Here is an 18627-nt window from a genome sequence, read left to right as displayed (position 1 = left end):
CTATAAGGATTAGATGAACAGCTGAATGTCGCTGTCGAGAGCGTCCTTTAAGTAAGCGGAAGCTTCGATTATCTCAACTTCGGGCAGCAGCTCCTCCGGCTTAAAGCCCATAATCTCCACCGAAAGTTTGCAGGCGTAGAACTTGATGTTTTTTTTGCGTGCGCCTTTCAGGAAATGGATCAGTTTCGGTGCACCCTGGTCCTCCATCATCTCCTCCAGCATCAGCCGGCCAAGTCCGCTGAAATTCATCCGCGAGAGCGGCAATTGCTCCGGGCCCTTAGGTGTAACAACATCCATGATCTTCTCATAAATCGTTTTATCCTCAAGAGTCATATTCTCCGGATCGCGGACCAGAAACAGTCCCCAGAATGCAAAAAACATCGTGACCTCCACATCAATATCCCTCGCCGCATTGGCGAGAATTAATCCTGCCATCGCTTTATCGTATTCTCCGCTGAACATCAGCAGATTGATTTTTTTGCCCATAGATAAGCCGCCTCCGTTATTTCTTGGAATGACTTTAGTATGGTTCTGTGAAGGTTTGGGTATTCGGGTGTTCTCTTTTCCCGGGTTGAACTGATAGTTCTGGCTGGATAAAGAAAAAAGTTCCCTGTACGGGAACTTTGGCGAATCTGAAGCTATGGGTGTTATTGTTTGTCCGGCTCCGCCGCAGCTTCTTCCGGATCTGCAGGGCGCCGTATATCGTAATACCGTGCCGCGTACCAGATGCTTCCTGTGAACAGCACGATGAGTCCGAGGATTACTGCGAATCCCCAGTCGCCGGACTTGAAATTTAGTTGCAAGACCGTCAATACAAGAGCAACCTGGAACCAGGTGAGCATTCTTCTGCGCATTGCGGAGATATTAATTACCTTAGGCATGCCTTTGATGAAACGGTAAGCAAGCAGGATTAATATCAGCGCAAAAATTGCTATTCCCAGCAGATCGGAATTAGTAAAACCATTCATCTTCAAAATCCTTTCTGAAATTACCTGTAAGTTTATCTTATATTATAGCGATTAACCGAATAGCTTGCGAATTTCAACCGCCGGCAGCGGTTTATAGAAGTGGAACCCCTGAATATGCGGGCATTCATGCTGAATCAGGAAATCGGCCTGCTCCTGTGTCTCCACGCCTTCGGCAATGAGATCATAGCCGAGCTGGGAGGCAACATAAACCATCGACTTGATGATCGTCTCATCAATGGAGCTGACTCCGATACCGGTGATAAATGTACGGTCGATCTTAATTTTGTTCACCGGGAAGTGCTTCAGGTAATTAAGTGAGGAATACTTTGTCCCAAAGTCGTCGATGGATACGACAATACCGCGGTCACGCATTTGCTGGAGCAATGGATAATGCTCCTCAAGTAACGCGGTGCTCTCCGTAATCTCAAATTCCAGGACATCGCTATCCAGTTGGTACTGATCGAGTATGGAGAACAAATTCTCCAGCAGATTTCGGTTGTAGAACCAGCTGTTCGAAATATTAATCGAAGTCCGCAGCGGCTTCATACCGTCGTTGCGCCAATCACACAGCTGTCTGCACACCTCGCGGATGACCCAATCGGTAAGCTGGATCATCAGCCCTGCTTCCTCTACGGCAGTGATGAAATATCCCGGCCCGAGCAGTCCCTTCTCGGGGTGATTCCAGCGAATAAGTGCTTCAAGACCGGTGATTTCCCCGGTGACGGCGTTCACCTGCGGCTGGTAGTGAAGTACGAATTCATTGTTCTCCAGTGCGGAATGAAGATATTTGGCAATCATCGTTTTTTGCTCAAGCTTCTCCCGGAGCTCCCAGTTAAACAGGAAATAATCGGTTCCGTCCTGTAATTTGGCCTGATACATCGACATGTCTGCGAATTTCAGCAGGTCCTCTTTGTTCTCGGAGTGCTCCGGGTAGAGCGCTATTCCAATACTGGTGGACAGGTTCAACTGCGCGCCTGAAATATACAGCGTAGCGGAAATTAATGAGCTGATCTGATCGGCGATAACAGCGATTTGCTCGTGCGGAAGATCTTCGAACAGCATCACGAACTCATCACCACCTGTCCGGGCGAACATCCGGCAAGGTAAATTCCCGGCTGAGATACGCTTAGCCAACGTTTTTATAACTTGATCACCTGTGGAATGGCCCAGCGTGTCGTTGATTTCCTTGAACTTGTTGAGGTCGAAAAAGAACAATGTATAGGTCTGGGTAGGATCCGCAGTCTGCAGCAGCCTGTCGAACTCATCCATGAAATAACGGCGGTTCGGGATTTCTGTAAGACTGTCATAGTAAGCAAGCTTCTCATAGAGGCGCTCGGATACGCGCAGATCACGGGTGCGGATACTGACTACACGTTCGAGCTCCCGGTTGAACCTGCTTTGTTGCCATAGTACATATAGGACAAAAGCCAGTATGATCAGGAATGAGAAATCTATCGCCAGCGTATCCCGCAGAATCAGCCATTTCTTTTGCGGGTCCACGGTAATGCCCATCTTCCAGCTTTGATTATAGAAATGAATAGGTACGGTGATTTGCGGACCTGTCCCGATGGCTTCCGTACCAAAAAGATAGGTTCCGTCCACCTTGGTGACATAGACCCCAGAATCCTTAAGGAGAAACTGTTTGACAATGTCATCAATGCTCAGCGTGACGGAGACGATACCGGTAAAGGTGTCGCCTTGGTAAAGCGCCTGCCGAATCACCATCCCGTTGTTTCCTTGAACGAGAATTCGGGGACCGTCTACAGTAATCTCCCGTGTCCGCAAGGTTTCTTGAATCAAGCCGGGAGTGGACAGCGCAGGGTCTAGCAGAAGGTTTTTATTAAGAATGGCCGAATTACCGGCAATCGGATAGAGATAGCTAATAACGCCGTTCGGTGCGACCAGGATGTTCATTAGATGTTTGGAATTATTGTAGGTAACGGATAGATATTGATTTATGACGTCTGGATTGGCATTAAAGCCGACCGTTTGTATGAATGAGCTGACACCTTTGACAATCGACACTCTCTCTTCAATGTTCGATGTTAGCATGATAGCCTGTGAGGACAAATCGGCATGCAGAGACTCGTATTCTCGTTTCACCGATAAGTTATAGTAGTAGAACAATGAGATTTGAAGAACGACTAGAAAGCCGAGAATGATCGTTAAAGGCTTCTTGTTAATAAAAGCCATGAATTGCCTCCGATATACAAAATACCAACATAAATTGCGGTTACATGAAAGAACGTTTCCCAAGCCTTCAGAAAAATGTCGAGAATTGTCGTAGATGAGTATAGCATGTCATTTTTAAAGCTAATGCGCAAGGAGAAATCCTCAATAATTCCGAGAAAATAAAAAAAGGATAGACGGGTATCGCACGAAGTAGCCGACACCACGTAAATCCGTTATTCAGAAATATATGTATAGGTTTGTATCAATCTTTGAGGGTAGGTATATTTCGGAAAAGCGGATACCGTCCCGGGGGGACAATAGGGTCATACGGCAGAGTTGCCGGCACCCGGGGCGGTACACCTTATGCTTGCGGATAACACATTATTTTTTGAAGATGCGAAGCGGGGCTCCGATCGGAAGGAACTGGCGTCCGAAATGCGCGTTCAATACGGAAGCGCCACAACCATAAAGCGATACAATAGCGATAGCAAACTCGGATACAGCAGCCAGCTTGTGGAAGAATTCAGCGGCAACTCCGAAGGAATCAAGCATTAAACCAAGGAATAAAAAGTCGATCAATACAAAAATGGTTAGCAGAACCTTGTTCGTCTCCACGGCTCCGATGGTCATGAACAGTGTGAATACCAGGTAGCCAAGGAAGGCGAAACCAAGTTGCTTGGGATCAATGGCATCAGCCAGAGTAGCTCCAAACACACCGAGTTTAATCAACCAGCTGCCGGCCATGCTGAACCAGAAAAAGGCATAAGCTCCGAAAGCCGTCATGCCGAACGTATTGTTGTGTTTGGCATCCTGAATGCAGGCAAAGAGCTGCGCGAATGCGCCGAGGAAGACTGCCCATGGAAGAACGTAGCTGAGGCCTGTGGTGATTTCGAGTTTTTGGGAAGAAGCGACCAGTGTGACAATAGCCAATCCGAATAGGCCGATGGCACTAGGGTCGGCAGTGACAAGTTTGACAGATTGTGTAGCTTGCGGTTGTGCTGACATAAAAGTTAAAGCCTCCAATATTCATAAAAGTGTTCGCTCGAAGGACAGCATTGCTTGATGCGGCTACCATAAGCTTGCCTATCATATCATATTGACGAGAAATTGCCTATAAGGGATGCGCTCATTATTTGTCGTAATTTGGAGTATCCTGTGACAAAAAGGAAATGATTCCTGATGTTCTCAATGGCCTGCTGATGTAATATCCTTGCAGTTCATCACTTCCAAGATTACGTAGCATGTCGAACTGTGTCACAAGTTCTACCCCTTCAGAAACAACAGACAATCCAAGATTATGACTGAGCTCGATGATCGCTTTGACAAGTGTATCATCCGTCTGCTCAGGGGTGATTTCTGTAATGAAAGAACGATCGATCTTGATGACATCTACAGGGAACCGCCGCAGATAACTTAAGGAGGAGAAGCCCGTTCCGAAGTCATCCAGAGATATACGGAAGCCATGGCCCCTGAGAAGCTGCAAGGTTGTAAAGAAGCTGTCTCCGGACATCAGGACGCTTTCAGTGATTTCAAGTTCAAAGCAGGACGGAGAGAGACCACTCTCTTTCAAGGCATGTAACAGTTCATCCTGCAGTTCAGGCTGCATGAGCTGTACGGCAGAGATATTGACGGCGGCTTTCAAAAGAAAGCCCTGCTCGTGAAAGCTGCAAAGGTCGCTGCATACCTGCTTAAATACCCAGCGGCCAATCTTGACAATAGACCCGTTGGATTCCGCCAGCGGAATGAATTCGGCTGGAGAGACAGCGCCGTAAGTGGGGTTGTTCCAACGCAACAGAGCCTCCAATTTAGTAATCTCCATAGTGGTAGTGGATAGTATAGGCTGATAATGAACTTCTAATTCTCCGTTGGCTACCGCGGACAATAATTGCTGTCCAAGCAGTTTCTTCCGGCGGATGCTTCCCTGCAGAGCATCTGAATATTGGAAGAAGTTATTTCGCCCGGATTGCTTCACATGAAACATGGCCAAATCCGCGTGTTTGACGAGCAACTCTGCATTCATCCCGTTCTCCGGGTACACACTTGCTCCGATACTGACTGTGCTGATTACTGTATGACCGTGAATCAGATGCGGAGCGGAGAGTGCTTCGAGCAGCCTGGATATATGCTCCGATAAGGGATTGTTCTCTCCGATATCTGTCAGCAGAATAATGAACTCATCTCCGCCAAGGCGTGAGACCAGACCATCATTGCCCACGGCTCCAGTGATTCGTCCGGCAATTTCTTTAAGAAGGGCGTCACCGTAGTCATGTCCCCATCTATCGTTAACTGTCTTGAAATGATCAATATCTATAAATAACAGTCCAACCAGCGTATGGTTTACTTTCGCTTGCTCAATAACTTCATTAAGCTTCACGAAAAAATAGGTGCGGTTGGGAAGCTGGGTTAGCGGATCGAGAGTTGCCTGCAGCCTCAGCTTGTCCTGCGCAGATTGCAAGGAGGAGATCATGTTGTTAAATTCCTGCTCCACGTCGCTAAATTCATCTTTTCCGGTGCTATGAATACGGATGGATAAGTCGTGGCTGCTGCTGATTGCCCGAATATTCCGGATTAAAGATGCCATTCGCTTCAGGATGGAGCGGTTCACATAAAGGACAATGACAAAGCTGGTAAATAAGGTGATTGCGAAATAAATGAGCCGGAAATTCCGGACCGAATGAAGTCCGCTTTGATAAATAGCCCGGGGTTGATCCATGGACAGAATAATTGCAGGATTCCCAAATATGTCATTAATAACCGTGTTCATGCTCAAGAGATTCCCGCTCCGGGATCTTGTCCAGGTGAGCCGGCCCTTACTTTGTTCAATTTCGTCAGGACCAATCGGAGTAATGTGGATACCCAGAGGGCTTTGGCGTCCGATTATTGCAATCTCCTCTTCGTCAAGCCATCTGCCGGCGATAGCGGTACCTTCAATGGTTTCGTCAGTATCGCTTTCTACTACTGGCAAGAAGGTTATTAACATGGGCTTTTTATCGAGAAGCACGATTCCCGACCGGCTGTCTGAAGGGCCTTTGAGTGCAGACTGCTTGCTTGCCTTTGACAACAGCTTAATGAATTCCTGGGGCAGCGCAGCAGTCTCTCCTTCAGAAGTATAAGAGCCTCCATACACAGCTTCTCCACGGTTGTTTAACAGCAGAATGATATGGAAGCGATTACTATTATATGTGGCATTGTCATAGTTACTTAGGACATAGGGATTCTGGCTATTGTCTTGCTCGGGTGAAGCAGAGGAGACAAATTGGGAGGTCTCATCCCACATGGAATAATTCAGCAGGCTTGTCTTCATCGTCAGCAGTTCATCGTAATAAGAAGCAACGATGTGTTGCATGCTGTGCCGAAGGTCTGCCTCATCCAGCTTGTCAAAGCGGTTTAATAAAATGAGGTGGATGAATACATACGTAACTCCCATTCCAAGCAGAGCTATGCCTGCGATAAATATACCAATTTGCTTTCGTAGATTCATAGGTTTCCCCTTGTATATGGCGTAACAGGATGTGTACATCTTATAGATGTAGTGTAGCATGATCAGGGCTTATTTGGCAGAGTAAAACCCCCCTAAAATTTGAAATAAGATGTATAATGATTTAATGATAATTATTATCATATAATAATAGGAGGCGATAAGCTGGGCTATGGACAAATGGACCTTATTTAAGAAAGCATCCCGGTTTGGAGTCATTCCTGTCATGCTTGTACCGATCGTACTCGGAGCTGCAGGGGCTTATGTTTGGGAAAGAACATTTCATCCGTTTTTGTTTGTACTGACCTTTGTTGGAGCTGCTGCGGCACATTTATTCTCCAATATGGTTAATGATCTTTGGGATTACCGGAATGGAACGGATGTGGAAGCGCAACATACACCTGACATAATTACCACCAATTCAGGATTTTTATCCGGGGGTGTGCTTTCGGAACGAATTTTCGCCTGGATGACCTGGAGCCTGCTTTCAGTAGCTGTGGTCTGCGGAGCGGTGCTTAGCATATACAGTGGACCCGAAGTCCTCTGGTTCGTTGCCGGCGGCGCTCTAATCGCTTACTTCTATGTAGCCCCGCCGCTTCGCTTCGGTTACCGTGGCAAAGGCTATAGTGAAATGGCTATTTTCCTGTCTTTTGGCCTGATGCCCGTCATGGGCGCCTATTTCGTTCAGACCGGACAGTTCAGTACGAAGCCGGTGCTGCTGTCACTGCCTGTAGGGCTTCTGACCACGCTGCTGCTCTTCAATCACCATTTCCTGCACTGGAAGGCTGACCGTCAGGCAGGGAAAAAGACACTGGTTGTGGTATGGGGAGAGCGCAAGGGGCTTCTATTCTCCCGTGTACTGCTGTTTGCCGCGTATGCCTCACTAGTAATTTGTGTAGCGATGGAGGTTCTTCCGGTTTATGCGCTGCTTGCGCTGTTAACTGCCGTACCGCCGATTCAGGTCTACCGGGGTCTGAAATCACACAATCCATCGCCAGCGTATCTTCCACTGATGGGAGCTTCGCTTCAGGCGTCGATCCGTTGCGGATCCATTATGACAATAGCCCTGATCATCCAGGGACTACTTTAACCAAACCCAATACAGAAAGAGAGAGATATTATGGACAAGCAGATGGTTATCGGCGATTTTCATACGATTTTATCGGAGGGGGAAGTGTGGAAGACGGGTGGATTCACCCTGCCTGACGGCTCATTCTGGGCTTACCGGGAGCCGGAGGCTGTCGTCATCGTACGCAACGGTATTTTGTATGTACGCGCGGCTATTACCCGCCAGAATCATCAGGTGCAGATCCTGGATAATGCCAAGCATATGTATTATTCAGCAGAGCCGGTGGAAGTGCCGGAGCATGGAGAAATAAGCTTTGAGCTGCAGATCCGCTCGCGGACGCAGTGGACAGCACCGGGTGACTTGTACGACGGGTATGTTTCGCTTAACCTGCTGGACTTCTCCACGGGCGCTGCGCTCGATTTTTTTGCCGGGAATGATAAATACGCCAGTGTGTACGGAGTGCTGCCCTTCCCGGGAGTACAGGTGCCGGATACCAGCGGGACGAAATATTTCTGCATTTTTAAAGAAGATACGGATTTTAAGCCCCGCGAGTTTAACACGTACAAAATTACCTATCACCGGGGGAATGATGAAGCTGTATTCTATGTGAATGGACGAGAAGTGCGCCGTGAGTCTAATGTGCCGGTCAAGTTGAACCGCTTCACGATTGCTCTGGGGATTATGACGGAAAAGGATTTGTCGCCGGAAGGCAGTGTATCCGCACATGGACAGACGGTTATTGCCGAGTGGTCGCCGATTACTGTCACGACGTCTGAAGGGTGATGGGCTGTGAATCTGCGGAGTTTCTTGAGATTTGTTGAAATCCAGACTAAGGTGGCCAGCATGATCCCGTTTCTTTTGGGGACGTTGTATGCTCTGTACCGGTTTGAGGATTTCTATGTCCTTCGTGCGCTGTTCATGTTCATTTCTCTTCTAAGCTTCGACATGGCGACTACAGCGATTAACAATTATTATGATTATAAAAAAGCATCCCGGACGCATGGTTACGGCTATGAGACGCATAACGCAATCGTTCACCACAAGCTGAAGGAGAGTGTGGTTGTAACCACGATTATCCTATTGCTGCTGCTTGCTGCCGGTGGAGGGATTGCGTTGGTGAGCGAAACCGGACTGCTGGTATTCCTGCTGGGGGGTTTGTCCTTTCTAATCGGGATTCTGTATTCGTTCGGGCCGATTCCTATCTCAAGAATGCCCCTGGGTGAGCTGTTCTCGGGATTGTTTATGGGGTTTGTAATTATTTTCATCTCAGCTTACATTCATACAGACGACACTGTGGTTAGCTTGTTGATCCGGGATGGCTGGGTTCAGCTGCATATCCATTTGACCGAGGTATTGTATTTATTCTGGTTCTCTGTCCCGGCGATTCTGGGGATTGCCGGAATTATGCTGGCCAACAATATTTGTGATATTGAAGAGGATATCGAGAACCGCAGATACACCTTGCCTGTCTACATCGGACGTGAGAATGCGCTTGTACTGTTCAAACTGCTCTATTATGTATCTTATATCGATTTGATCGTGCTGCTGGTGCTCAAGGTGAATCTCCTGCTCGTCCTGCCGGTGCTGCTGACTCTGATCCCGCTTCGCCGAAATATTGCTGCTTTCACCAGAAATCCAGACAAGGCGTCCACCTTTATTCTTTCCGTTAAAAATTTCGTTCTGATGAGTGCCGCTCGTATAGTGGTTCTCGTGACCGCTGTACTGATCAGTAACTGGAGTTAACTAGCCAGGGCAGAGCCCGGATGATCCTCCCATTCTCTGCCTATAAGTCTATATGTAGAAAGGTGTGTGCGGAAGATGAAACAGCTTCGTTGGGGTATTCTGGGGTGTGCACAGATTGCGACTGGCTCCGTGATGCCCGCTATTGCTGAATCGGCAACTGGAGTGATCAAGGCGGTCGCCAGCCGGTCATTGGAGAAGAGCAGCAAGGTTGCTGCAATGTTCGGTGAGGTCAAGCCGTACGGGAGCTATGAGGAACTGCTGAACGATCAGGAGATTGACGCTGTGTACATCCCCCTCCCAAACCACCTGCACCGGGAATGGGTCATCCGCGCAGCCGAAGCGGGCAAGCATGTGTTATGCGAGAAGCCGATCGCACTCAGCAGTACGGAAGCGGCAGAGATGGTGGATGCCTGCAGGAAAGCGGGGGTACACTTGGCGGAAGCCTTTATGTACCGCCATCATCCGCGGATTCACGAGCTGCTTGGGATCATTGCAGGCGGGGAAATCGGGGAACTGCGGTCGATCCGTGGGACGTTTACCTATAACGATGCTTCTGACCCGGATAATATCCGTTTCCGGTCAGCCTGGGGCGGCGGATCTTTATATGATGTCGGTTGTTATCCGCTAAGTGCTGCAAGACTGATCTACGGGATGGAGCCGGAGGCAGTTACGGTTCATGCCCTGTTCTCACCGGAGCATGATCATGTGGATATGATGGCTTCGGGACTCGTGGAATTTCCGGGTAATTTAAGCCTGATCTTTGACTGCGGCATGTGGGCGTACAACCGTCAACTGCTGGAGATCACAGGCACTGACGGCCGGATTGAGGTACCCATGCCATTTAACGCCCGGGAAGAGGATGCTGACTTCCTGTTATATACAGGCGAAGAGGTACGTACCATCAAGGCAACAGGGGCCAATCCTTATGTCAGACAAGCTGATGACTTTGCAGCTGAGGTCTTTGGGGGAACGCCCCGGTATCAGCCCGAGGATGCCGTACGAAATATGAAGCTGATTGAGACATGCCTCCGTTCCGCCAGGGAACGGGCCAGAATCAGCCTTCTGGAATAAACAATACAAAACCTCCGTGTCCTGAATATGAACAGGCACGGAGGTCTTTGATAGGTACCGGGAATTAATACACAGCGTTAGCCAGGATATCGTCTTCGTTGTCCTTGCCGTTAAAGGCTTCGCGGTCGAATTCTCCTTCCGAATGACCGACAAGCAAGGCGGTCACGGCGGTTCCGGATGCATTGACAGCCGTCCGGCCCATATCAATGAGCGCTTCAACACCTGCAACGATGGCAATACCTTCAAGCGGCAGGCCAAGTGCGGTCAACACAACGGTCGTGGAGATGACAGCTGGCCCCGGAACGCCTGCTACGCCAATGGAAGAGATAATGCTGACTAAGACTAACGTAATGTAGTCTGTCACACCTAAATCAATGCCAAATACTTGGGCGGTGAATACAGCCACAATAGCCGGCCATACTCCCCCACAGCCATTAAAGTTGACGGAGGCACCTAAAGGAGCCACGAAGCTGGCGATACGCGGGGATACATGCAGCCGTTTGGTGATGACCTCCAGATTGACCGGAAGCGTAGCGTAGCTGCTGCGAGTGGTGAAAGCGACGGCGATGGTCGGATAGATTTTACGGAAGAACCGGATGGGATTGACTTTGGCAACCAGTAACACCAAACCGCCAAACACCAGGACGAAGTGAATAATCAAGGCGACGTAAGAAGCGATAATCACGCTGCCTAATTCCTGGAGCGTGTCCCAGCCATAACGGGCTGTAATTCCGGCAATCAGTGCGAATACGCCATATGGGGTCAATCGGATAATGAACTTGACGAGCTGATGCATCACCAATGTCAAAGATTCAATCAGGTCACGTACAGGTTTGACGGCTTCCGGCTTCCTGGTGCCGACCTTAATAATGGCTACGGCCAGGAAAATAGCGAAGATCAACAGAGGCACAACCTTGCCGGTTGCTGCTTCATTCACCGGGTTGGAGGGCACGAGATCCAGAATAACCTCGGTGAAGGTTGGAATATCCCGGGCGGCGAAATCAGCCGGAACTTCCTGCTGGATGCCTTGGCCGGGGTTGAACAAGAGAGCGACGCTTAGTCCAATAATGGAGGCAACCCCTGTTGTTCCGAGGAACCATGCGAAGGTCTTGAATCCGATTTTGCGCAGATACTCCAGATTGGTTAAGGATGAAATGCTGTTCAGGACCAGCACGAACACCAGAGGAATGACCAGCATGCGGATCAGACTGACATAGATGCTGCCGAATGTGGTGATCGCCTTGGTTTCGAATTCTAAATTCTGAAAGAAGATTCCTGCGGCTAAACCAATTACAAGTCCGATAATTACTCGGGTCCCGAACCCGATACGCCTGCGTGCTAAATAAAATAGCAGCCCGAATACAAAGATCGACACGACGAGACCGTACCAGTTCGTTTCAAATGCCGTAAGCAAATTGTTGTCTATGTTCATTCCTTGCAACCCTCCCAATACCAACTTATTTGATGTGAATAATGAAATTAATCTATCCGCAAAAAACCATAAAGTCAATGGGTTTTCAAGATAAAAAAATAAATCCGACAAAATACATAAGAATAATAAAATTAATATTGACAAAGACAATTTATGTGAATATTATGTAACATATATCACAGGAAATAGTGGAATCCACTGGACAGCCGGAGGTTCAACTGAAGCGCGCACAGCGTTTTGTTGGACCTCTTTTTTGTGGAATGAAGGAGGGGGAATAGCGGACAGGTGCAGAAGTAGAAGAAGATTGATGGTTGATGGTGTAAGAGGACGAATCTACTGGACAGCCAGAGATTTAATGCGTACGTTACGGCGTACTGCGTTAAGTCTTATTGCTGTTTCTGAAAGGATGATAACAATTATGAAGAAGATCACGATATCCGTAATTACAGCAACCGTAGCCTTCTCGGTGCTGACATATGCCGCCGTCTCAACCAAGACAACACCGGAAACCGTGCTGTTGGATGAGAATACAGGAACGGTCGTTGCAGTAGACCAAGGTCATACCACCGCCCCGGAAGGACAGGTAACGGCTGCTGTCCAGACTGCGGTGGATACGGCTGTAGCAGCAACGGCCCCGGCTGCCCAGCCTGAAGCAAGTGCGGCTCCGCAGGTGGAAGCCACTAGTCAGCAAGCTGCTTCCGCCGCGGCGGATGAGACAGCTTCGGTTGTAACCTCCGGTACCCAGGTTGAACTGAATGCGCCAGCACCAGCCTCAGAAACATCAAAGGTGAATGCAGCCGTGGAGCAGCTGGTCAAAACGCAATCCAGTCCGTCCGCAGCCCCAAAACCGGCTTCTACAGTACAAACGGCAGTGGCTGTTAAAGCTCCGGAAGCTAATGCTCCCGCAGCATCAGCTCAACCGAAAGCAACAGCCGCACCTTCCACCCAAACCACTTCTGCCAAGAAGACTATAACCTTCTCTACAACAGAGGTAGTCAAAGCTTCATCCAGCACAAATAGCACCTCCTCTGAATCTAATGCTGGTTCATCAGGAACCACTGAAACGGTATCAGCACCTGCGCCACAAGCCCAACCGCCGGCTGCACCCGCTTCTTCAGGATCGGCAGAGGAAGATTGCCCGGAATAATGAAGAGCTAAGATCTGAACGGCATCAGGCGGCAAGCCCGGCTGGTGCCGAAAATTATAAGAAATCGAGGTGCAACCCCTAATGAAACGATTCAAGTCTAAGGTCATCCTGTCGCTGCTGCTAGCGGTATCTCTTTTGGTTCTTCCGGTCGTCCAAGGTCAAAACGGTGTAGCTGAAGCTTCCGGCAGCAGTTCTCCATCCGTAAGCACGTTTGATTATTTTCAGAATGTATACCCGGCCTTAGCGGGAACTCCTCATGTATTCAAGACAGCTACATATGAAGATATCGTTAATTTGTTTGAGAGTGAAGGTACGTATGCGGTTCTTGTCGGCGGCTCTTGGAGCGAGAATACCCAGGCTGTAATTGGACATATCAATGAGGTTGCCAAGGAATTGAATGTTTCAGCCATTTATAACTTCGATACCAAACTTGATGGCAACAGCTTCGATATCGCGGATACCAGCAACCCTTACGCCAATAAATATGTGGACCTGATCAATAAGTACCTGACTAATCTGAATCTCTACGATAAGACCATCCCGGAGCATAACGTGAGCTACGATAATGCGGGAACCACGATAACCGCCAACAAGGTGGAAGCACCCTTCCTGTTCGTATATAACAAGGACCACCTCGATACGGACCGCAATAGCGCACCAATCATCTCCTATTTAAGTGAAAGCCCCACTCAGAGTGAACTTCAGGCAGATCCGAATCTGGTGACTCAGTATAAGGCTGATGTTGAAGAGGTACTGAGTGCCGGCTCATCCTTCTCTGTCATTGACTCTTCTGCTTACATTAAAGCAGCCTTCAATAGGAATTATGAGAATGAGAATCCCGGAAAGCCGACAATCTTCACCGACCAGCAGGAGACGCTTGTTTATGAACATGTGACTTATCATCAACTGACGAAGATCCTGGCCAGTGAAGGCAACTATGCGTTCCTGTTTGGCGGCTCTTGGTGCCCGAATACCCAGGCGGTCATTAAATATATCAATGCATATGCCAAGAAATATAATATCCAGAAGATATATTTCTTCGACACCAAGCTGGATGCTGGCGTGACTGTTGCCCAGCCGGTTAATAATCCTGTGGATACTCCGCATAAGACGGATACGCTTCAGATCAGAACGAATAATCATCCATACGCCAAGCTGTATGTGGATCTGGTCAGCACTTATTTATCGAATATTCAAACCCAGAATAAAACGGCCTTCGCGCTTGATCCGACCACTATAGCTAAAAATACGATAAGCTATACCGGTAGTTCAGGCACCGTCACTGGCGACCGTCTTCAGGTCCCTTATTTCTTCACCTACAATAAAGACAACAAGGATGCAAACGGTGCAAGCGCACCTGTACTGGGGCATATCGAACTTATGTATACATGGTCGAGCATACAACCGGACTACGTTTATCAGGACTATCCCGTCGGTGCTAGATACACCAACTACATCAAAGCGCTGGATACGGTTCTCTCCAAACTGGAAACGGTGCCTACCGGATTATCCGCTCAGGCTCCCAGCACGGTCGGCAGTACAGATGGACAAATTAAAGGTGTGAACAAAAGAGTGCTTGAGTATAAGCTAACGGGTGCATCCGCGTACACTGCGGTACCAGCCGCAGCAGATACCATCACTGGCCTTGCACCAGGCACTTACCTAGTGAGGTATGCCGCAACTTACGGCTACCAGGGACCAACGACAGCGGCGGGTGCCGTGGCGGTATCCTATCCGGCGGGTCAATCTGTAGAGATTGTGGTACCTGCCAGTACGGTACCGGCAAGTCCTGGAGCCGGTTCGCCTGGCGGGAGCAGCCCTACTCCTGCACCTACCAGTGCTCCTCTTAACACCGGGGCACCAGCGGCAGCATCTGGTAATACGGTAACAGCCGTAGTATCGGCTTCTTCCAAAACAGATGCCGCAACAGGAGTGACCACAGCGACCGTTGCCGCAGATGCGATATCAGGTCTTGTGGAAACAGTGAAAAAGGCTGAGGCGGAAGGCAAAACCGGGGCAATCGAGATCAAGCTCTCTACATCTGCCGACACGAAGACTGCTGAGTTAACTGTACCGAGAACTGCTTTTAATAGTGTGGCCTCAGGTACCAAGGCGGCGCTTAAGGTGAACTACGAGCAAGGAGGCACAATTACTTTTGACGCCAAGTCCGTAGCAAGCATCAGCGGAGCGGCCAATAATGGTGATATCAGTATCGCGATCGCGAAGGTTTCTTTAACGGATGAAGGCAAGGCTGTACTCGGAGACAGACCGGTCTACGACCTGTCCGTAAAGGCGGGGGACAGCAAGGTCTCGGCGTTCGGAGGTAAAGTTAGTGTCAGCGTGCCCTACACACTGCAGACCGGTGAGGATCCGAATTCTATTATCATTTACTATATCAATAGCTCTGGCGGACTGGATCATGTACGGGGCAGATATAACGCCGCTACGGGCAGTGTGGAGTTTGTGACTACGCATTTCTCGCAATATATAATCGGACACAACAAAGTAGCATTTACTGATGTGGCACGTTCATCCTGGTACAGTCCTGCCGTAAGCTTCCTGGCTGCAAGAGAGATTACCTCCGGTACGGATGCAGGGAACTATAATCCAGCCGGTGAGATAACGAGGGGGCAATTTATCGTTCTGCTCTTAAAAGCATATGGAGTAGCACCAGACGGCGAGGGTGCTGATAACTTCTCTGATGCGGGCAGCACGTATTATACGCCTTATCTGGCAGCTGCCAAGCGTCTGGGAGTGGCAACCGGGGCCGGGGAGAATCAGTTCAAGCCGGATGCACCCATTACACGCCAAGAGCTATTCACACTGCTCTACCGTTCACTTGAGGTTTTGGGAGAAGTGCCTGCTGGTACTAATACGGCCGATCTGAACACTTATATCGACGCCGGTCTCATCTCCGGTTATGCCCGGGAAGCGCTCCAAGCTCTTTCCAAAGGTGGAATTATCGAAGGGGATCAAGGTAAGCTTAATCCGCTAGGGTTATCCACGAGAGCCCAAGCCGCCCAGGTGATTTATAATCTGCTTTCGCAATAGAAGCATACTTCGTAAATCTTCGCATAAGCCTGTTTTTCGCTCTAAAGATTGTACAGAAGAGGGTGGCCCACAAGGGCCACTCTTTTTTATGGCCGGAGTCGGGATTTGCAAGTTCAAGCTGGATATTGCGTCAAATATGGACAATTTTTGCCTGCTTAAAAAAAAGGGCGAAAAACCCAGTATTTTCTTAGACAGTCTGCTGAATTCAGGGTAAAATTACACCTAAAGTTGCTTTTTTATAAATGCCGAAAGGCTTATAAATTTCTGCATAATCATTTTCTCGTCTTTATGCCGGAATGGTTTTTTCTTAGGATAGCCTATAATCTTTACGCACTCTTCCATTTATCTAATATTCGTGTACTGAACCTTCTAAGAAATGCACTGCAGCGATTACGATAATTATCTTACGGGTGAAGAGGTTGACTGATGGATCAAATGGGAATCCACTATAATATTGGCATTGTTTTTTTATCATTTGCCCTTGCGGTGACAGCGGCTTACTCCGCCTTGAACCTTATTTTACAAGGATCCCGTTCGACGGGGAAAATTCGCAATTTATGGTTTATTTCGGGTGCTTGTGTACTGGGAAGCGGAATATGGGCAACACATTTTGTCGGAATTTTGTCCGGTCGCCTGCCATTTGAGATCAGTTATGATTCCAGGTTATCGGTGCTGTCTATTCTGATCGGTATAATGTGCTCTTATGTGTCGCTTCGTTTTATCTTTGCTCCTCACCCTGCTCTTTGGCGTTTAATTGTGGGTGGCCTGATTCTTGGGGGCGGCATCTCCGGAATGCATTATACGGGAATGTCATCGATGAAGATGGAAGCAACGCTTCACTATCACATGCCATCTCAGGTTCTTTCGGTATTGATCGCTATTTCGGCATGCTACGTCGGAATCTTTCTTATCTATAAATTCAAGGAGTATCCTGGCATCGGACGATGGAAAAGGTACTTCGCGTTGTTTATTGGTGTGGCTATTACAGGGTTACACTATACCAGTATCCGGACCAGCCAATTTGAATATGATGCGTGGCTGGGAGTAAAGCCTTTTTTGGCACAAACCGATGTTATCCTCTTGACGGGTGTTTCTCTGGTAACGCTGTTTATGTTCCTGGTCTCTGGCGGTGCTGTGTTTCTGGATCGGAATGTACTGGAGCGTATGGCCTATCATGATCCGCTCACAGAGCTTCCTAACCGGCATGGACTGGAGAGGTACTTTGAGAATGAATTCTTCAGCGAGTCTCCGGGTGCTGTATTCTTTATAGATTTGGACCGTTTCAAGTCTATCAATGATACACTGGGCCATGATATTGGAGATATGCTGCTCCAGGAGGTCGCGCATAGACTTCAGTACTGTATCGGAGACAGTGGTAAAGTGTTCCGGCTTGGCGGTGACGAGTTTTTGGTGGCTCTCCCTCATTGTATGCCGGAAGCTGCGGTGGAGAAAGCAGAGCACGTTCTGCAGGAACTCAAGAAATACTACAGCATTGAGGGTAATGAGCTGTATGTTACGGCAAGTGTAGGCATAAGCCTAACTCCTAACCACGGCAAAGACCGCTCGTCACTGATGAAGGCAGCGGATACGGCACTGTACATGTCCAAGGATTCGGGCAAGAACAAGCTTAGTGTTTTTGATCAGGAGATGAACCGTCATCAGCTACGTCGGATGTCCCTTGAGAAGGATCTGCGTAAGGCACTGGCCCGTTCCGAGTTTATGGTGGTATACCAGCCGAAATGGGATTCGGTAATGAATGTGGCTGTTGGCCTGGAATCACTGCTGCGCTGGAGGCATCCGGAGCATGGCATGATCTCGCCAGTTGAATTCATTCCGATTGCCGAGGAGACCGGGCTTATTGTACCGATAACGTATTGGATGCTGCACGAGGTATGCAGTCAGAATATGCTCTGGCATAAGGAGAATATTGCTTCAGTCGCCGTATCGATTAATATGTCAGCCCGGATGTTTGAGGGTGAAAGCTTATACGAGATTGTTGAAGAGGCGCTATCACGTTCCGGCCTTGAGCCCCACTTTCTGGAGCTTGAGATCACCGAATCGATTGCCATGAATAATATGGAGGAGACTGTAGCATTACTGTCCAAACTCCGCACGCTTGGTGTTAGAGTATCCTTGGACGATTTCGGAACGGGCTTCTCATCGCTGGGCAATCTGGATGAAATACCAATTAATACGCTTAAAATTGACCAAGTCTTTATCCGAAAGAGTAAGATGCACTCCAAGAAAGCCATTATAAGCAATATTATTGCTATCGCGGCCAACCTCAATATGGAAGTCATTGCTGAAGGAGTCGAAACTCCTGAGCAGATTGAGTTGCTTCAGTCTTTGGGCTGCCGGGTCATGCAGGGTTACTATTACGGCAAACCAATGCCGGTATATGAGCTGGGCCAATGGTTTATGGATAATAAGGCAGTTAGTTGAAGCAATGAATTACATAGTCCAGAAACGGCAAGAGCAATCCTTACGCGGAGATCT

The 18627-nt window shown here is 48.5% G+C and carries 13 protein-coding genes; 7 read left to right on the top strand and 6 right to left on the bottom strand.

Features of this window, described 5'->3' with window-relative positions; all coding sequences use genetic code 11:
• Nucleotides 1-9: 9 nt before the first annotated feature.
• The 5 genes from ACAN55_RS07320 to ACAN55_RS07300 form a co-directional block, all read right to left on the bottom strand.
• Nucleotides 10-486 carry a DsrE/DsrF/DrsH-like family protein gene (locus ACAN55_RS07320; RefSeq protein WP_379130166.1) on the bottom strand — a complete coding sequence of 159 codons (477 nt, stop codon included), beginning with the start codon at nucleotides 484-486 and terminating at the stop codon, nucleotides 10-12.
• A gap of 161 nt (nucleotides 487-647) precedes the next feature.
• Nucleotides 648-968, bottom strand: coding sequence for a hypothetical protein (locus tag ACAN55_RS07315; protein ID WP_379130163.1), 321 nt, complete (start codon nucleotides 966-968; stop codon nucleotides 648-650).
• 51 nt (nucleotides 969-1019) lie between these two features.
• Nucleotides 1020-3161, bottom strand: a complete 2142-nt coding sequence (locus ACAN55_RS07310) for a bifunctional diguanylate cyclase/phosphodiesterase (protein ID WP_379130160.1) — start codon at nucleotides 3159-3161, stop codon at nucleotides 1020-1022.
• 360 nt (nucleotides 3162-3521) lie between these two features.
• Nucleotides 3522-4145, bottom strand: a complete 624-nt coding sequence (locus ACAN55_RS07305) for an acetate uptake transporter (protein ID WP_379130157.1) — start codon at nucleotides 4143-4145, stop codon at nucleotides 3522-3524.
• Nucleotides 4146-4269: 124 nt separating this feature from the next.
• Nucleotides 4270-6621 carry a bifunctional diguanylate cyclase/phosphodiesterase gene (locus ACAN55_RS07300; protein ID WP_379130155.1) on the bottom strand — a complete coding sequence of 784 codons (2352 nt, stop codon included), beginning with the start codon at nucleotides 6619-6621 and terminating at the stop codon, nucleotides 4270-4272.
• A 169-nt stretch (nucleotides 6622-6790) separates the two neighbouring features.
• Here ACAN55_RS07300 and ACAN55_RS07295 point away from each other — a divergent pair, with 169 nt between their 5' ends.
• The 4 genes from ACAN55_RS07295 to ACAN55_RS07280 all read left to right on the top strand — a co-directional run bounded on the left by ACAN55_RS07295 (nucleotide 6791) and on the right by ACAN55_RS07280 (nucleotide 10501).
• Nucleotides 6791-7708, top strand: coding sequence for a prenyltransferase (locus tag ACAN55_RS07295; RefSeq protein WP_379130153.1), 918 nt, complete (start codon nucleotides 6791-6793; stop codon nucleotides 7706-7708).
• A gap of 30 nt (nucleotides 7709-7738) precedes the next feature.
• Nucleotides 7739-8470 carry a DUF6081 family protein gene (locus ACAN55_RS07290; RefSeq protein ID WP_379130150.1) on the top strand — a complete coding sequence of 244 codons (732 nt, stop codon included), beginning with the start codon at nucleotides 7739-7741 and terminating at the stop codon, nucleotides 8468-8470.
• 6 nt (nucleotides 8471-8476) lie between these two features.
• Nucleotides 8477-9430, top strand: a complete 954-nt coding sequence (menA, locus tag ACAN55_RS07285; protein ID WP_379130148.1) for a 1,4-dihydroxy-2-naphthoate polyprenyltransferase — start codon at nucleotides 8477-8479, stop codon at nucleotides 9428-9430.
• A gap of 75 nt (nucleotides 9431-9505) precedes the next feature.
• Entirely contained in the window at nucleotides 9506-10501 is a 996-nt protein-coding gene (locus ACAN55_RS07280; RefSeq protein ID WP_379130145.1) for a Gfo/Idh/MocA family protein, read from the top strand.
• A 64-nt stretch (nucleotides 10502-10565) separates the two neighbouring features.
• On the opposite strand, the gene ACAN55_RS07275 is transcribed toward ACAN55_RS07280, so the two are convergent.
• Nucleotides 10566-11933: a dicarboxylate/amino acid:cation symporter gene (locus tag ACAN55_RS07275; protein WP_379130142.1), complete on the bottom strand. Its 1368-nt coding sequence runs from the start codon at nucleotides 11931-11933 to the stop codon at nucleotides 10566-10568.
• A 418-nt stretch (nucleotides 11934-12351) separates the two neighbouring features.
• Here ACAN55_RS07275 and ACAN55_RS07270 point away from each other — a divergent pair, with 418 nt between their 5' ends.
• The 3 genes from ACAN55_RS07270 (at nucleotide 12352) to ACAN55_RS07260 (ending at nucleotide 18573) form a co-directional block, all read left to right on the top strand.
• Nucleotides 12352-13080: a hypothetical protein gene (locus ACAN55_RS07270; RefSeq protein WP_379130139.1), complete on the top strand. Its 729-nt coding sequence runs from the start codon at nucleotides 12352-12354 to the stop codon at nucleotides 13078-13080.
• Between the two features lie 81 nt (nucleotides 13081-13161).
• Nucleotides 13162-16131, top strand: coding sequence for an S-layer homology domain-containing protein (locus ACAN55_RS07265; protein ID WP_379130136.1), 2970 nt, complete (start codon nucleotides 13162-13164; stop codon nucleotides 16129-16131).
• Between the two features lie 426 nt (nucleotides 16132-16557).
• Nucleotides 16558-18573, top strand: coding sequence for a bifunctional diguanylate cyclase/phosphodiesterase (locus tag ACAN55_RS07260; protein ID WP_379130134.1), 2016 nt, complete (start codon nucleotides 16558-16560; stop codon nucleotides 18571-18573).
• The last annotated feature ends 54 nt before the right edge of the window (nucleotides 18574-18627 follow it).

The organism is Paenibacillus oryziterrae (assembly GCF_042610485.1).
Classification (GTDB): domain Bacteria; phylum Bacillota; class Bacilli; order Paenibacillales; family Paenibacillaceae; genus Paenibacillus_AQ.
This window is presented reverse-complemented; position numbering and strand designations above follow the sequence as displayed.

Bases quoted from the DNA above. Each gene is read 5' to 3' on its own strand.
- ACAN55_RS07295 (WP_379130153.1), top strand. From the start codon at position 6,791: ATGGACAAATGGACCTTATTTAAGAAAGCATCCCGGTTTGGAGTCATT.
- ACAN55_RS07310 (WP_379130160.1), bottom strand. From the start codon at position 3,161: ATGGCTTTTATTAACAAGAAGCCTTTAACGATCATTCTCGGCTTTCTA.
- ACAN55_RS07265 (WP_379130136.1), top strand. From the start codon at position 13,162: ATGAAACGATTCAAGTCTAAGGTCATCCTGTCGCTGCTGCTAGCGGTA.
- ACAN55_RS07300 (WP_379130155.1), bottom strand. From the start codon at position 6,621: ATGAATCTACGAAAGCAAATTGGTATATTTATCGCAGGCATAGCTCTG.
- ACAN55_RS07280 (WP_379130145.1), top strand. From the start codon at position 9,506: ATGAAACAGCTTCGTTGGGGTATTCTGGGGTGTGCACAGATTGCGACT.
- ACAN55_RS07275 (WP_379130142.1), bottom strand. From the start codon at position 11,933: ATGAACATAGACAACAATTTGCTTACGGCATTTGAAACGAACTGGTAC.
- ACAN55_RS07290 (WP_379130150.1), top strand. From the start codon at position 7,739: ATGGACAAGCAGATGGTTATCGGCGATTTTCATACGATTTTATCGGAG.
- ACAN55_RS07260 (WP_379130134.1), top strand. From the start codon at position 16,558: ATGGATCAAATGGGAATCCACTATAATATTGGCATTGTTTTTTTATCA.
- ACAN55_RS07305 (WP_379130157.1), bottom strand. From the start codon at position 4,145: ATGTCAGCACAACCGCAAGCTACACAATCTGTCAAACTTGTCACTGCC.
- ACAN55_RS07320 (WP_379130166.1), bottom strand. From the start codon at position 486: ATGGGCAAAAAAATCAATCTGCTGATGTTCAGCGGAGAATACGATAAA.
- ACAN55_RS07315 (WP_379130163.1), bottom strand. From the start codon at position 968: ATGAATGGTTTTACTAATTCCGATCTGCTGGGAATAGCAATTTTTGCG.
- ACAN55_RS07270 (WP_379130139.1), top strand. From the start codon at position 12,352: ATGAAGAAGATCACGATATCCGTAATTACAGCAACCGTAGCCTTCTCG.